14 protein-coding genes are annotated in these 14,989 nt (G+C 59.9%); 11 read left to right on the top strand and 3 right to left on the bottom strand.

The genetic code is table 11. The annotated features are described in order from the left end of the window. Nucleotides 1-314: 314 nt before the first annotated feature. Nucleotides 315-1,790 carry an inorganic phosphate transporter gene (locus JFT81_RS13250; protein WP_201227654.1) on the bottom strand — a complete coding sequence of 492 codons (1,476 nt, stop codon included), beginning with the start codon at nucleotides 1,788-1,790 and terminating at the stop codon, nucleotides 315-317. Nucleotides 1,791-2,164: 374 nt separating this feature from the next. Then, nucleotides 2,165-2,365, bottom strand: a complete 201-nt coding sequence (locus JFT81_RS13245; RefSeq protein WP_008080067.1) for a hypothetical protein — start codon at nucleotides 2,363-2,365, stop codon at nucleotides 2,165-2,167. 655 nt (nucleotides 2,366-3,020) lie between these two features. Here JFT81_RS13245 and pcaR point away from each other — a divergent pair. From pcaR to pcaC, 11 genes are all read left to right on the top strand, one after another. Then, nucleotides 3,021-3,863, top strand: a complete 843-nt coding sequence (pcaR, locus tag JFT81_RS13240; RefSeq protein ID WP_122591571.1) for a pca regulon transcriptional regulator PcaR — start codon at nucleotides 3,021-3,023, stop codon at nucleotides 3,861-3,863. A gap of 294 nt (nucleotides 3,864-4,157) precedes the next feature. After that, nucleotides 4,158-5,504 (top strand): MFS transporter, encoded by a 1,347-nt coding sequence (locus tag JFT81_RS13235; protein ID WP_201227653.1) that lies wholly within the window; start codon nucleotides 4,158-4,160, stop codon nucleotides 5,502-5,504. A 257-nt stretch (nucleotides 5,505-5,761) separates the two neighbouring features. Then, nucleotides 5,762-6,619, top strand: a complete 858-nt coding sequence (locus JFT81_RS13230; protein WP_103307044.1) for a CoA transferase subunit A — start codon at nucleotides 5,762-5,764, stop codon at nucleotides 6,617-6,619. Beyond that, complete coding sequence (locus JFT81_RS13225; RefSeq protein WP_201227652.1) at nucleotides 6,619-7,398, top strand: CoA-transferase subunit beta; 780 nt, start codon at nucleotides 6,619-6,621, stop codon at nucleotides 7,396-7,398. The genes JFT81_RS13230 and JFT81_RS13225 overlap by 1 nt, the downstream gene beginning before the upstream one ends. Next, nucleotides 7,395-8,600 carry a 3-oxoadipyl-CoA thiolase gene (pcaF, locus tag JFT81_RS13220; protein ID WP_201149567.1) on the top strand — a complete coding sequence of 402 codons (1,206 nt, stop codon included), beginning with the start codon at nucleotides 7,395-7,397 and terminating at the stop codon, nucleotides 8,598-8,600. The genes JFT81_RS13225 and pcaF overlap by 4 nt, the downstream gene beginning before the upstream one ends. A 36-nt stretch (nucleotides 8,601-8,636) precedes the next feature. Next, nucleotides 8,637-9,341: a protocatechuate 3,4-dioxygenase subunit beta gene (gene pcaH, locus JFT81_RS13215; protein ID WP_201227651.1), complete on the top strand. Its 705-nt coding sequence runs from the start codon at nucleotides 8,637-8,639 to the stop codon at nucleotides 9,339-9,341. 1 nt (nucleotide 9,342) lies between these two features. Next, complete coding sequence (gene pcaG, locus JFT81_RS13210; protein ID WP_201227650.1) at nucleotides 9,343-9,909, top strand: protocatechuate 3,4-dioxygenase subunit alpha; 567 nt, start codon at nucleotides 9,343-9,345, stop codon at nucleotides 9,907-9,909. Between the two features lie 252 nt (nucleotides 9,910-10,161). Then, complete coding sequence (locus JFT81_RS13205; protein WP_201227649.1) at nucleotides 10,162-11,457, top strand: MFS family transporter; 1,296 nt, start codon at nucleotides 10,162-10,164, stop codon at nucleotides 11,455-11,457. Nucleotides 11,458-11,502: 45 nt separating this feature from the next. Further along, nucleotides 11,503-12,867: a 3-carboxy-cis,cis-muconate cycloisomerase gene (locus tag JFT81_RS13200; protein ID WP_201227648.1), complete on the top strand. Its 1,365-nt coding sequence runs from the start codon at nucleotides 11,503-11,505 to the stop codon at nucleotides 12,865-12,867. Between the two features lie 12 nt (nucleotides 12,868-12,879). Further along, complete coding sequence (gene pcaD / locus JFT81_RS13195) at nucleotides 12,880-13,671, top strand: 3-oxoadipate enol-lactonase (RefSeq protein ID WP_201227647.1); 792 nt, start codon at nucleotides 12,880-12,882, stop codon at nucleotides 13,669-13,671. Between the two features lie 10 nt (nucleotides 13,672-13,681). Next, nucleotides 13,682-14,074 (top strand): 4-carboxymuconolactone decarboxylase, encoded by a 393-nt coding sequence (gene pcaC / locus JFT81_RS13190; protein ID WP_011332825.1) that lies wholly within the window; start codon nucleotides 13,682-13,684, stop codon nucleotides 14,072-14,074. A gap of 105 nt (nucleotides 14,075-14,179) precedes the next feature. On the opposite strand, the gene JFT81_RS13185 is transcribed toward pcaC, so the two are convergent. After that, nucleotides 14,180-14,986 carry a methyltransferase domain-containing protein gene (locus tag JFT81_RS13185; protein WP_201227646.1) on the bottom strand — a complete coding sequence of 269 codons (807 nt, stop codon included), beginning with the start codon at nucleotides 14,984-14,986 and terminating at the stop codon, nucleotides 14,180-14,182. Nucleotides 14,987-14,989 lie beyond the last annotated feature (3 nt).

The following is a 14,989-nucleotide window of genomic DNA, read 5'->3' as shown; positions in this document are numbered from 1 at the left end:
GTTCATCAGGGGGTAGGCGCGTAGCGCCGTGCGGCGAAGCCGCATTCATCGAGAGGAGGTGCAGCGAAGCAAACCGTAGGCGATGCCCCCGGATGGGCACCGTAGCGAGGGAACACTGAGCCTCAGCGAAGTGCCGTACGCCGGGGCCAAGCCTTTTGGGTTACCTTTTCGGCGTTTGGAAAAGGTGACTCGCTGTAAGAGCGAAACCGCCAGCGGCAACACCCGCAGCAACGGATATGCCCCCAAACCCCAAACCCCAAAAACAAAAAAGGCGCGATCCTTAAGAATCGCGCCTTTCTCATTTCAGCTATCCATCAACTACCCAAAGCCTTCGAAGCCAGCCAGAACAACCCGGCCGACAGCCCCACCGTCGCCGGCAGGGTCAACACCCACGCCAACAGAATGGTACGAACCGTGCCACCCTGCAGACCGCTCTTGTTAGCAACCATGGTCCCAGCCACGCCCGAAGACAGAACGTGAGTGGTCGACACCGGCAAGCTGAAGATGTTGGCCAAGCCAATCAAACTGGCCGTCGTGATCTGCGCCGACATGCCCTGCGAATAGGTCATGCCCTGCTTGCCGATCTTCTCGCCAATGGTCAATACCACACGTTTCCAACCCACCATGGTGCCCAGGCCCAAGGCCAGCGCAACCGCCAGAATCACCCAGAACGGCGCGTATTCAGTGGTGGTGGTCAGGTCTTTGCGCAGTTTGTCCAGGTCAGCCTTTTCACGGGCTTCCAGGACTGGCAGCTTGCTGACTTTCTTCGCGGTGTCGTCCAGGCACAGCAGGTAGCGACGGACTTCTACACGGCTGTCGGAGGACAGCGAATGATAGTCGGCGACACCTTTAAGGGTGTGCAGGAGGGCGCTGATGGTCGGTTCGGTCTGCTGCGGATTGCAGCGGAACTTCTCCGGCAGGTCGCCTTCCACGCTTTTGCCCAGCGCGAGGAATTCACCCAGCGAATCGGCATTGCGCTGGTAGAACTGGCTCAGGTGCAGCGTCGCGTCGCGAGTACGTTCGATCTGGTAAGTGGTGCTGTTCAGGTCGAGTACGAACTGCGCTGGGACAATACCGATCAGTACCAGCATGATCAGGCCGATGCCTTTCTGACCATCGTTGGAACCGTGCACGAAGCTCACGGCCATGGCCGAGATCACCAGAACCAGACGGTTCCAGAACGGTGGATGCTTCTTGTCGTCGAGCTTGCGGCGCTGTTCCGGCGTCTTGTGCATCTTCGACAGCGGGCGCCACCATTTCAGGCCGATCAGCACCAGTGCAGCTATCAGGAAACCGGCCATGGGCGAGAACACCAGCGAAGCGCCGATGTCGATCGCTTTCTGCCAGTTAACCCCATCGGCCAACGGGATATCGTTGATCAGGGCATTGGCCAGGCCGACACCGAGGATCGAACCGATCAGGGTGTGCGAGCTGGACGCCGGGATACCGAAGTACCAGGTGCCGAGGTTCCAGGTGATTGCCGCGGCAAGCAACGAGAACACCATCGCCAGGCCATGGCCGGTGTTCACATTGATCAGCAGCTCAACCGGCAGCAAGTGGACAATGGCATACGCCACGCCAACGCCACCCAGCAGCACGCCGAGGAAATTGAACACACCGGAGAAGAACACCGCCAGATGAGGCGGCATGGCTTTGGTGTAGATAACAGTGGCTACCGCGTTAGCGGTGTCATGAAATCCATTGATGAACTCGAAGGCGAGGACAAAAGTCAGGGCGAGCAAGAGGCTCACAAGCACCCAAGCATCCAGTCCGCTGAATAAATCGATCATGAAGGTTTTCTGACCCGGTCGTAAGGGGGCGCGATTATGCCAGAAAAGTCTCGAAATCGATGCCCTACCTGCTCATCGGTAACACTCTTCTTCGATTTAATTTGTTGCAGCGCATGAAAACCAAGCGTTAGGCAGGGTTTTTCAACTCTTTGAATTTATTGAAAAAATACTCAAAGGTAAGGTGTTTTTGCGGGCGTATGAACGGCTCAAACGCTTGTCTGAAATATCTCTGAAACCTGTAGGCCGCTCTGTTTCAGCCTGCAAGACAGGGAGATAGCCGCTGCCCGCGGGTAGCGGGCGCGCAAGGCATCGTCGTTCCACCGCGCTTGTAACCGGTGCGTTCGCTGACCTTCGAAAGATTCAAGAACCGCGACTCATGGCTCTTCGGCTTTGAGTTCCTTTTCGATCTTTTCAATCTCTTGCTTGAAGACCTGATCCTGAACGGTGGGGCGTTTACGCCACGCTTTGCGTTCCGGTTCTGGCTGAGCGGCGTAGGTGGTGACTTCCCCGCCGTAAACTTCCTTGTAACGTTGTTCCTGGCGCTCAAGTTCCGCGCGCAGTTCGTCTTTCGTCACAGTGCTACCTGTTTGAGTTGAGATAAATGTCTGGTGAAACGCACTGCAACGAATCGATTGAGCGAACCCGTCGAAAGCGCAACGCCTGTGCAGGCATTGGTGTCATCGGCAGGGCGTTCAAGACTTCCGTGTTACAGGCGGCTACGGCACCAGATTAAAACTGACGCAGCATCAGTTTCCAGTTTCAGCGAGCGCTGCTATTGCATGGGTAATGAACATCAGGCGCTGGCCGGGGCTGACGGCGATAGGCATCGCGTCAACAGGTGGCGACCTCGGCGATTAACCACGCGGTGCCACTGAGGTGCATTATAGCGGTCGATTCAGGAATGACTATCTTTGCCAAGTTAAAAACGGTTCTGGATGTGTGATCGTTTTGTTACTCGCAAGTTTTGCCTCTAGTTGAAGTGCGAATAAACCGTTATTCGTCAGGCGATCTGTTTTTGGCGCCATTTAGTCGATCAACTAAGGGGGCAATTCAATCGGCTGCGCAAGTTGAGCAGCGATCCCAAGGCCGGGTGAGCGCGCCAGCGTCGATTGCGATTATCGGTCGACGGTTCGATAATCGCCCAATGTTGGTGCCTCAGCCCTTGTGCATCGTGCGCCAAGTCGTTTGTATAGCCATTGATCCGCGCGGGATCCGTATAAAGGACAAGAAATGAACGATCAAATGCGCAACTCCTTCACCTCCGTGGCGCCGCCGATTGTCGCCTCGCCCGCCAAGCGGATCCAGGCGCTGACCGGTGATCCGGATTTCATGACCTCGCTGGCCCGAGGCCTGGCGGTGGTTCAGGCCTTTCAGGAGCGCAAACGTCACCTGACCATCGCCCAGATCAGCCACCGCACGGAAATTCCCCGTGCCGCCGTGCGCCGCTGCCTGCACACCTTGATCAAGCTTGGCTACGCCACCACCGATGGCCGCACCTATTCGCTGCTGCCGAAAGTGCTGACCCTCGGCCATGCCTACTTGTCGTCGACACCGTTGGCGGTGTCGGCCCAGCCTTACCTCGACCGCATGAGCGAGCAATTGCATGAGGCCTGCAACATGGCCACGCTGGAGGGCGACGACATTCTCTACATCGCTCGTTCGGCCACGACCCAGCGGCTGATTTCGGTGGATCTGTCGGTGGGTGGACGCCTGCCGGCGTATTGCACCTCGATGGGACGGATTCTGTTGGCGGCGCTGGATGACACGTCGCTGGGTGAATACCTCGACCACGCTGAACTGGTCGCCAAGACCAGCCGCACGATCCACACCCCGGATGCTTTGCTCGAATGTTTGCAAGAGGTTCGGCAGCAAGGCTGGTGCATCGTCGATCAGGAGCTGGAGCAAGGTTTACGCTCGATTGCCGTGCCGGTTTACGACGCCTCGGGCCAGGTTGTCGCCGCGCTCAACGTCAGCACCCACGCCGGTCGCGTCAGCCGTACCGAGTTGGAGCAGCGCTTCCTGCCGGGCCTGCTCAGTGCCAGCCGCGACCTCAGTGCGCAGTTGTTCGCCTGATGAAGCTGTTCGATAAACGCACAGTGTTGCGTTTATCGAATTGACGCTAAAACCCTCGGATCATTAATGTCGCGGCAGCGTCATCCGGCGCTGATGTGAATGAGCCCGCCGGACTGCCGACTCCCATAATAATGACAAGAGGCAACTCACCATGCGCATGATCCCCGACTGTCTGCGTTCCAGCCGCTGTTGCCGAGCTCAGCGCAACGCCTGATTACAACCTTCTATTCTTGTGCCCGTGCCGCTCTTTGGCCGGCCGTCGTTCGACTGCGTTTTTTGCGTGGAATAAAAATAATGAACCAGCCTCAGTCCGCTGTAGGTAACTGCCTCGACGTGCAGACCTTCATCAACGCCCAACCGATCTCGCGCTATCAGTGGCGGGTGGTGATCCTGTGTTTTCTGATTGTGTTTCTCGATGGCCTCGACACCGCCGCGATGGGTTTCATTGCCCCGGCGCTGTCGCAGGACTGGGGCATCGACCGCGCCAGCCTTGGCCCGGTGATGAGTGCGGCGTTGATCGGGATGGTTTTCGGCGCACTCGGTTCCGGGCCTTTGGCTGACCGTTTCGGACGAAAAGTCGTACTGGTGGGGGCGGTTGTGTTGTTCGGCGCGTTCAGTCTGGCGTCGGCGTACAGCAGCAACGTTGAACAGCTGCTGGTGCTGCGCTTCTTGACGGGGCTTGGTCTGGGCGCGGGGATGCCGAATGCGACCACGCTACTCTCGGAGTACACCCCGGAGCGCAAGAAGTCGCTGCTGGTGACGAGCATGTTTTGCGGCTTCAACCTCGGTATGGCGGGCGGCGGGTTTATTTCCGCAAAACTGATCCCGGCGTTCGGTTGGCACAGCCTGCTGCTGATTGGCGGGATCCTGCCGTTGATCCTCGCTGTGGTGCTGCTGTTCTGGCTGCCGGAATCAGCGCGCTACCTGGTCGTGCGTAATCGTGGCACTGACAAAGTGCGCAAAACCCTGGCGCCGATTGATCCGGTTGTCGTCGCCCAAGCCTCCAGCTTCAGTGTGCCGGAACAGAAAACCGTGAAGGCGCGCAACGTGTTCGCGGTGATCTTCTCCGGCACTTACAGCACCGGCACCTTGCTGCTGTGGCTGACCTATTTCATGGGCCTGGTGATTGTTTACCTGCTGACCAGCTGGCTGCCGACACTCATGCGCGACAGCGGCGCGAGCATGGAGCAGGCGGCGTTCATCGGCGCGTTGTTCCAGTTTGGCGGGGTATTGAGCGCGGTCGCTGTGGGATGGGCGATGGATCGGTTCAATCCGCACAAGGTCATCGGCATTTTCTACCTGCTGGCCGGGGTGTTTGCCTACGCGGTGGGGCAGAGCCTTGGAAATATCACGCTGCTGGCGACTTTGGTGCTGGTGGCCGGGATGTGTGTGAACGGTGCGCAATCGGCGATGCCGTCGCTGGCGGCGCGGTTTTATCCGACTCAGGGACGGGCGACCGGCGTGTCGTGGATGCTCGGGATTGGCCGATTTGGCGCGATTCTCGGGGCGTGGATGGGCGCGACGTTGCTCGGGTTGGGCTGGAACTTTGAGCAGGTGCTGACGGCGTTGGTGATTCCCGCGGCGCTGGCGACTACGGCGGTGGTGATCAAGGGCATGGTCAGTCATGCGGATGCGACCTGATTTTGGGTGAATGGTCTGGCCTCTTCGCGAGCAAGCTTCTGCTCCTACAAAGCGCATCCGTCTTGTAGGAGCAAAGCTTGCTCGCGATGCTTTTGATTTGGATTGTTAGGGAAGTAACAATCTGTTCGATAAACGAACACTCAGTCGATTATCGGATTGTTTGGCGATTTTCCCAGGCTTAATCTTCAGTCACTCCGGCGCTGAACCTCGCGCCTTTTTATCACTGGCGATTCATTACAAAAACGGGAGCCCGCTCCATGGCTGAGATCCTTTCGCTGCACGACGCGGTGAAGCAATTCGTCAACGACGGCGACACCGTCGCGCTCGAAGGCTTCACTCACCTGATCCCTACGGCGGCAGGTCATGAAATCATTCGTCAGGGCAAGAAAGATCTGACCCTGGTGCGGATGACGCCCGACCTGATCTACGACCAACTGATCGGTGCCGGTTGCGCACGCAAACTGATTTTCTCCTGGGGCGGTAACCCGGGCGTGGGTTCGCTGCACCGTCTGCGTGACGCGGTCGAGAAACAATGGCCGCACCCGCTGGAAATCGAAGAACACAGCCACGCCGACCTGGCGAATGCCTACGTCGCCGGCGCATCCGGCCTACCGTTTGCGGTACTGCGTGCCTATGCCGGTTCCGACCTGCCGAAGGTCAATCCGCTGATCAAATCCGTCACTTGCCCGTTCACTGGCGAAGTACTGGCGGCGGTGCCGTCGGTGCGACCGGACGTTACCGTGATCCACGCGCAGAAGGCCGACCGCCAAGGCAACGTCCTGCTGTGGGGCATTCTCGGTGTGCAAAAGGAAGCCGCACTGGCTGCCAAGCGCTGCATCGTTACCGTCGAGGAAATCGTCGACAACCTCAACGCGCCGATGAACGCCTGCGTGCTGCCGACTTGGGCCCTGAGCGCGGTCTGCCATGTGCCCGGCGGCGCGCATCCGTCCTACGCCCACGGTTACACCGAGCGTGACAATCGTTTCTATCAGGCGTGGGATCCGATCGCCCGCGACCGTGAGACGTTTACCGCTTGGATCAACGAATACATCCATGGCTGCGCTGACTTCAGCGAGTTCCAGGCCAAGTTGGCCGCTGCTTCGGAGGCCAAGTAATGACTTACACCACCAATGAAATGATGACCGTCGCCGCAGCCCGTCGCCTGAAGAACGGCTCGGTATGCTTCGTCGGCATCGGCCTGCCGTCGAAAGCCGCCAACCTCGCGCGCCTGACCTCGTCGCCGGACGTGGTGCTGATCTACGAATCCGGCCCGATTGGCGCCAAACCAAGCGTGCTGCCGCTGTCGATCGGTGACGGCGAGCTGGCGGAAACCGCCGACACCGTCGTACCGACCGGTGAGATTTTTCGCTATTGGTTGCAGGGCGGACGCATCGACGTCGGTTTTCTCGGTGCGGCGCAGGTCGATCGCTTCGGCAACATCAACACCACCGTGGTCGGCGATTACTTTTCGCCGAAAGTGCGTCTGCCGGGTGCCGGTGGCGCGCCGGAAATTGCCGGTTCGGCGAAAAGCGTGTTGATCATCCTTAAACAGTCGGCACGTTCGTTTGTCGACAAGCTCGATTTCATCACTTCGGTCGGTCATGGCGAGGGCGGCGATTCGCGCAAGCGTCTGGGCCTGCCGGGCGCCGGGCCGGTCGGAATCATCACCGACCTGTGCATCATGGAGCCGGAAGAGAGCACTCATGAATTTGTGGTGACCGCGCTGCATCCCGGCGTGACCCGCGAGCAAGTGGTCGCCGCCACCGGTTGGGCAATCCGTTTTGCCGATGACGTTGCGACTAGCGCCGAACCGTCCGAGGTCGAGCTGACCGCGCTGCGCGATCTCGAAGCGCGCACCGCCTCCGCCCACGGCCAGGCACCGGGAGAAGCATGATGCGTGACGTTTATATCTGCGACGCGATTCGTACCCCCATCGGCCGTTTCGGCGGCGGTTTGTCCGCCGTTCGCGCCGACGACCTGGCCGCGGTGCCGATCAAGGCCCTGATGGAACGTAATCCGTCGGTGGACTGGAACGCCATCGACGAAGTATTCCTCGGCTGCGCCAATCAGGCCGGCGAAGACAACCGCAATGTCGCGCGCATGGCGCTATTGCTGGCCGGTCTGCCGGAAAGCGTGCCGGGCGTGACCCTCAACCGGCTCTGCGCTTCGGGCATGGACGCCATCGGCACGGCATTCCGGGCGATTGCCAGCGGTGAGATGGAGCTGGCGATTGCCGGCGGCGTCGAATCGATGTCCCGCGCACCGTTCGTGATGGGCAAGGCTGATGCGGCGTTTTCGCGCAACATGAAACTGGAAGACACCACCATCGGCTGGCGCTTTATCAACCCGCTGATGAAAGCGCAGTACGGCGTCGACGCCATGCCGCAGACCGCCGACAACGTCGCCGACGACTATAAAGTGTCGCGCGAAGATCAGGACGCTTTCGCTCTGCGCAGCCAGCAACGTACCGCCGCCGCGCAGGCTGCCGGCTTCTTCGCTGAAGAAATCGTTGAAGTGCGGATTGCCCACAAGAAAGGCGAAACCGTGGTCAGCCAGGATGAACATCCACGCGCTGATACGACGATCGAAGCGCTGACCAAGCTGAAACCGGTCAACGGCCCGGACAAGACCGTTACCGCCGGCAACGCCTCCGGTGTTAATGACGGCGCCGCTGCACTGATTCTGGCCTCGGCCGAAGCGGTGAAAAAACACGGCCTGACCGCCCGCGCCAAAGTGCTCGGCATGGCCAGTGCCGGTGTTGCGCCGCGGGTAATGGGCATCGGCCCGGTGCCAGCGGTGCGCAAACTGATCGAGCGCCTCGGCGTAGCGGTCAGCGATTTCGACGTCATCGAACTCAACGAAGCGTTCGCCAGCCAAGGCTTGGCGGTGCTGCGTGAATTGGGTCTGGCGGATGACGCCGCGCAGGTCAACCCGAACGGTGGCGCGATTGCTCTCGGTCACCCATTGGGCATGAGCGGCGCGCGGCTGGTGCTGACGGCGCTGCATCAGCTTGAGAAAACCAATGGCAAGAAAGGTCTGGCGACCATGTGCGTCGGTGTCGGTCAAGGCCTGGCCCTGGCCATCGAACGCGTCTGACGCGAGCCGTGACGAATAAGAACTGAGGATAGCTAAATGTCTGACAAGCCTGGTTACCGTCGCCCGCAGGAAGGCACTCAGCCTGAGTACCTGCACCCGACGTATCAATCCACCAACCTGCGCTCGCCGTCGAAGCCGTTGGTGTTTCTGCCGCATTCGCTTTCGGAGATCACTGGCCCGACCATCGGTGCCGAGCGCATCGCCGAGAAAGACAACGACCTGACCGCTCAACATGAGGGCGAGCCACAGGGCGAACGCATCATCATTCATGGCCGCGTGCTGGATGAAAACGGTCTGCCGGTGCCGGGAATCCTGGTGGAAATCTGGCAGGCCAACGCCGCCGGCCGCTACAACCACAAGCGCGACCTGCACGACGCACCGCTGGACCCGAACTTCACCGGCACCGGCCGCACCGTGACCGATGCCGATGGCTGGTATCAATTCCAGACCATCAAGCCGGGTGCCTATCCGTGGGGCAATCACCACAACGCGTGGCGCCCGGCGCACATCCATTTTTCGCTGTTCGGGCCGAGCATCCTGACTCGCCTGGTCACGCAAATGTACTTCCCGGGCGATCCGCTGCTGGCCTACGACCCGATCTACAACTGCGTGCCGGACACCTCCGCCAAGGAGCGCCTGATCGCCCGTTTCGATCTGGAAAAAACCATTCCGTCCTACGCCCTCGGTTACCGCTGGGACATCGTGCTGCGCGGGCGTGAAGCCACGCCGATGGAGAAATAAGATGACGCTGACTGCGACCACGTCCCACACCGTCGGGCCGTATTACCACATCGGCCTGACCTGGCTGAACCGCGAAAACCTCACCGTTGAGCAAACCCTCGGCGAGCGCGTGGCGATCACCGGGCAGGTGGTGGATGGCAACGGTGATGTCGTCAACGACGCCATGCTCGAAGTCTGGCAGGCCAACGCCGCCGGCAAATACGACCACCCGGAAGACGAGCAGGACAAACCGCTGGACCCGAACTTTGAAGGGTTTGGCCGGGTGCCGGTGGACGCTGAAGGGCGCTTCCGTTTCACCACGATCAAGCCGGGCACGGTTGAGGGGCTGAAGGGTTCGACCCAGGCGCCGCATCTGGTGGTGTTGGTGTTTGCCCGTGGGTTGGTGAAGCACTTGCTGACGCGGATCTACTTTGAAGGCGAGTCGGCCAACGTTGATGATCCGTTGCTCGAGTGTGTGCCGGCGGAACGCCGCGCGACATTGCTGGCGAAGAAGGACGCGTCGGGTGTTTATCAGTGGAATGTGATTCTGCAGGGCACTGACGCCGAGACGGTGTTCTTCGATTATTGAACACTCCATCGGTGGTCAGCGATCAACTGTGGCGAAGGGATTTATCCCCGTTCGAGTGCGAAGCACACGCAAATCATATACACGCGGTTTACCTGAAATAACGCGCTGAATGGTTTGGGGCCGCTTCGCTGCCCAATGGGGATAAATCCCCTCGCCACAAAGGCTGGTCATGAGCTGGGTGATGATCCAATGTGGAACGGGACTGTTGCAAAGTATGTCTAGACTCTCACTGTCCCTATCGAGTGAAAAACAATGACAACCACCACCTCCCATTACACCGGTGAAGAGCGCAGCAAGCGCATCTTTGCCATTGTCGGCGCCTCGTCCGGCAACCTCGTTGAATGGTTCGACTTCTACGTCTACGCCTTTTGCGCGATCTATTTCGCCCCGGCGTTTTTCCCTTCTGATAACCCCACGGTGCAGTTGGTCAACACCGCTGGCGTGTTCGCCGCCGGCTTCCTGATGCGGCCGATTGGCGGGTGGATTTTCGGCCGGCTCGCCGACAAGCACGGGCGCAAGAAATCGATGCTCATCTCGATTCTGATGATGTGTTTCGGCTCGCTGCTGATCGCTTGTCTGCCGACCTACAACACCATCGGCGTTTGGGCGCCCTTGCTGCTGTTATTCGCTCGCTTGCTGCAAGGCCTGTCGGTCGGCGGCGAGTACGGCACCACCGCCACCTACATGAGCGAAGTCGCCCTCAAGGGCCAGCGCGGATTCTTCGCCTCGTTCCAGTACGTGACGTTGATCGGCGGGCAACTGCTGGCGGTGTCGCTGGTGGTGATCCTGCAGCAGTTCCTCACTGAAGATGATTTGCGTGCCTACGGCTGGCGCATCCCGTTTGTGGTCGGTGCGGTGGCCGCGTTGATTTCGCTGTTCCTGCGTCGCAGCTTGAAAGAAACCACCAACAAGGAAACCCGTGATCACAAGGACGCCGGCAGCATCGGGGCGCTGTTCCGCGATCACAAAGCCGCGTTTATCACCGTGCTCGGTTACACCGCCGGTGGCTCGCTGATTTTCTACACCTTCACCACCTACATGCAGAAGTACCTGGTGAACACTGCCGGCATGCACGCCAAGACTGCCAGCTACATCATGACCGGCGCGCTGTTCCTTTATATGTGCATGCAACCGCTGTTCGGCATGCTCGCCGACAAGATTGGCCGACGTAACTCGATGCTGTGGTTTGGCGCCCTCGGTACGCTGTTCACCGTGCCGATTTTGTTGAGTCTGAAAAGCGTCAGCAGTCCATTCCTCGCGTTTGTGCTGATCACCGTGGCGCTGGCAATCGTCAGTTTTTACACCTCGATCAGTGGCCTGGTGAAAGCCGAAATGTTCCCGCCTGAGGTGCGCGCACTTGGCGTCGGCCTGGCGTACGCGGTGGCGAATGCGATCTTCGGGGGTTCGGCAGAATTCGTCGCCCTGAGCCTGAAGAACATCGGCATGGAAAACTCCTTCTACTGGTACGTTACGGTGATGATGGCGATCGCCTTCCTGTTCAGCCTGCGCTTGCCGAAGCAGGCGGCGTACTTGCACCACGATCTCTAACCCGATGCGCGCGGGCCGTCATGGCCCGCGCCGGCAAGGACTTTTATGACTCAGCGACCGGGCAATCAATTGTTCGATGCCTATTTCACTGCCCGCGATATGCGCGAAGTGTTCTGTGATCAGGGCCGCGTGCAGGCCATGCTCGATTTCGAAGCGGCGCTGGCCCGGGCCGAAGCGCGAGTCGGGTTGATCCCTTCCTCAGCGGTTGCACCGATTGCTGCTGCGTGCAGCGCTGGTTTGTATGACTTCGCCGCGCTCGGCGAGGCGATTGCCACGGCCGGTAATTCGGCGATTCCACTGGTCAAGGCATTGGGCAAGCAGATTGCCGCAACGGATGCCGAGGCAGAGCGCTATGTGCATTTGGGCGCGACCAGTCAGGACGTGATGGATTCCGGCCTGGTGCTGCAATTGCGTCAGGCGCTGGAGCTGATTGAAGGTGACTTGGCGCAGTTGGCCGATTCCCTCGCCACCCAGGCACAACGCTATGCAGCAACGCCGCTGGCCGGGCGTACCTGGTTGCAGCACGCGACGCCGGTGACCCTCGGCATGAAAATCGCCGGTTGGCTTGGCGCTGTGACGCGCAGCCGCCAGCGCCTGCGTGAACTCAAGCCGCGCCTGCTGGTGCTGCAATTCGGCGGTGCTTCCGGCACCCTCGCGGCACTTGGCGAACAGGCGTTGCCGATTGCTCAAGCGTTGGCTGAAGAACTGCAACTGACGTTGCCGGAACAACCGTGGCACACCCAGCGCGATCGTGTGGTGGAGTTCGGCGCGGTGCTCGGTTTGATCGCCGGCAGCCTCGGCAAAGTCGGCCGTGATATCAGCCTGTTGATGCAGACCGAAGCGGCCGAGGTTTTCGAGCCTTCAGCGCCGGGCAAGGGCGGTTCTTCGACCATGCCGCACAAACGCAATCCGGTGGGCGCGGCGGTATTGATCGGCGCAGCGACACGGGTTCCCGGGCTGGTTTCGACGCTGTTCAGCGCGATGCCGCAGGAGCACGAGCGCAGCCTCGGTCTGTGGCATGCCGAGTGGGAAACCTTGCCGGAGATTTGCTGCCTGGTGTCGGGCTCGCTGCAACAGGCACGGTTGCTGGCTGACGGTCTCGAAGTCGATGCCGCGCGCATGGCACGCAACCTTGGGTTGACTCAAGGGCTGGTGCTGGCTGAAGCCGTGAGCATCGTGCTCGCGCAACGGGTTGGCCGCGACACCGCGCACCACTTGCTCGAACAATGCTGCAAGCGTGCGGTGGCCGAGCAGCGCCATTTGCGCGACGTGCTCGGTGACGAGCCGGCGGTGACGGCCGAACTGAGCAACGCTGAACTGGATCACCTGTTGAATCCCGCCCATTACCTCGGACAGGCGCAAGTCTGGGTCGAGCGCGCGGTAGCCGAACACAACGCATTGTCTGACTGAAAGGAGAGGGCTGTGGCTTTCGTTCAACTCGCCGATGGCGAACTGCACTATAAAATTGAAGGCCCGGTCGATGCACCGGTGCTGGTGCTGTCCAACTCGTTGGGCACTGACTTGCACATGTGGGACGCGCAGATACCGGCGTTTACCGAGCATTTTCGGGTGCTGCGTTTCGACACTCGTGGCCATGGCCAATCGTTGGTGACGCCGGGACCGTACAGCATCGAGCAACTGGGTCATGACGTGCTCGGTTTGCTGGATGCATTGCACATTGAGCGCGCGCATTTCTGCGGGTTGTCGATGGGCGGATTGATCGGTCAGTGGCTGGGGATCAACGCCGGCCATCGTCTGCATAAACTGATCGTCTGCAACACAGCAGCAAAAATCGGCGATCCGTCGGTGTGGAATCCACGCATCGAAACCGTGCTGCGCGATGGCGCGGCGGCGATGGTTGCCTTGCGTGATGCATCGGTTGCCCGTTGGTTTACCCCCGATTTTTCCGCGGCCCATCCGGCAGCGGCCACGCAGATCACCGACATGCTCGCGGCCACTTCGCCTGAAGGTTACGCAGCTAATTGTGCGGCGGTGCGTGATGCCGATTTCCGCGATCAACTGGCATCGATCAATGTACCGTTGCTGGTGATTGCCGGCACCGAAGATGCGGTGACCCCGCCGTCCGGTGGGCACTTTATTCAGGAGCATGTACGCGGCGCCGAGTACGCCGAGTTCTATGCGGCGCATCTGTCCAACGTGCAGGCCGGTGCCGATTTCAGTGATCGTGTGTTGGCGTTTTTGCAGGCTGAGTGAGGAAGTTTTTGTGGATGAGAAACAACGTTACGACGACGGCATGCAGGTTCGCCGCGCGGTGTTGGGCGATGCGCATGTTGACCGCAGCCTGACCACGCTGACCGAGTTCAACTCGGAGTTTCAGGAGATGATCACCCGGCATGCCTGGGGTGATATCTGGACACGTCCGGGCTTGCCTCGGCACACACGCAGTTTGATTACGATCGCCATGCTGATCGGCATGAACCGCGAAGGCGAGTTGAAACTGCATTTGCGCGCGGCGGCCAATAATGGAGTGAGCCGGGGCGAGATCAAGGAAGTGATCATGCAGAGCGCGATTTACTGCGGGATTCCGGCAGCGAATGCGACGTTTCATCTGGCGGAATCGGTGTGGGATGAGTTGGGTACCGAATCCCGGGAATAGTGGTTGCCCCTTCTGACGTCTTCGCGAGCAGGCTCGCTCCCACATGGGAATGCATTTCTCCTGTGGGAGCGAGCCTGCTCGCGAAAGCGGTAGTGGATGCGACGATCAAACCGTGGCGACAATAAATATCCGCTTGAACGCAAACAGCGTATGCCCATTCGCCTCCTGCGGATAATGCTTATGCACTCGCATCAGATAGTGATAGATAAACCGCGCCTGCTCCGCTGAATCCAGCGCCTGCATCACCGGTCGCAGTGCCGACACTTTTACCCAGTCATACACCGGCGATTTGCCGTCGACCACTTGCAACTGCTCGGTCTCCCAGATATCCAGCGAAGTGGTTAACGGTGCGAGCAAACGGTAGTAATCCTCCAGCGCCAATAACGGCTGCGCTGCCATGCGCTGGCGCAGTTCAGGCGTTCCCAATGGTGTGCCGCCGGGGCCGCCGTCTTCGAGGGTGTCGAGCATCAATCGATACCACAACGCATCACGCCAATCTGGCATGTGCGCAGCCAGGCAGCCGCCGGTATTCAATTGACCGAGCAGCTTGGGCAGCAACGTTTGATGACCATCGATGAAGTGCAGCACGGCGGCGGCAAGCAGCAGGTCTGCCGGTTTTTCGGGCTGCCAGTCGAGCAGGTCGCACTGCTGCCACAAAGCTTTGATCGGCAGGCACCGCGCCACTTCGAGCATTTGCGCGGAACTGTCGACGCCCAGCAACTGCGCACGTGGCCAACGTTTGGCCAACAGTTGCGTGGCAATGCCGGTGCCGCAACCGAGGTCATAAATGTGTTTGGGGTTTCGCAGGTTGACGCGGTCGAGCAGTTCGGTGACCGGGCGTTGCCTGAGGCGGGAAAACTGCTGGTACGCTTTGGCGTTCCAGTCGGGTGTGACGGTAAGTCGGGCGATCATGAG

Source organism: Pseudomonas sp. TH43, assembly GCF_016650635.1.
Classification (GTDB): Bacteria; Pseudomonadota; Gammaproteobacteria; order Pseudomonadales; family Pseudomonadaceae; genus Aquipseudomonas.
Note: the sequence above shows the minus strand (reverse complement) of the source record. Positions and strands in the feature narration are given on the sequence as shown.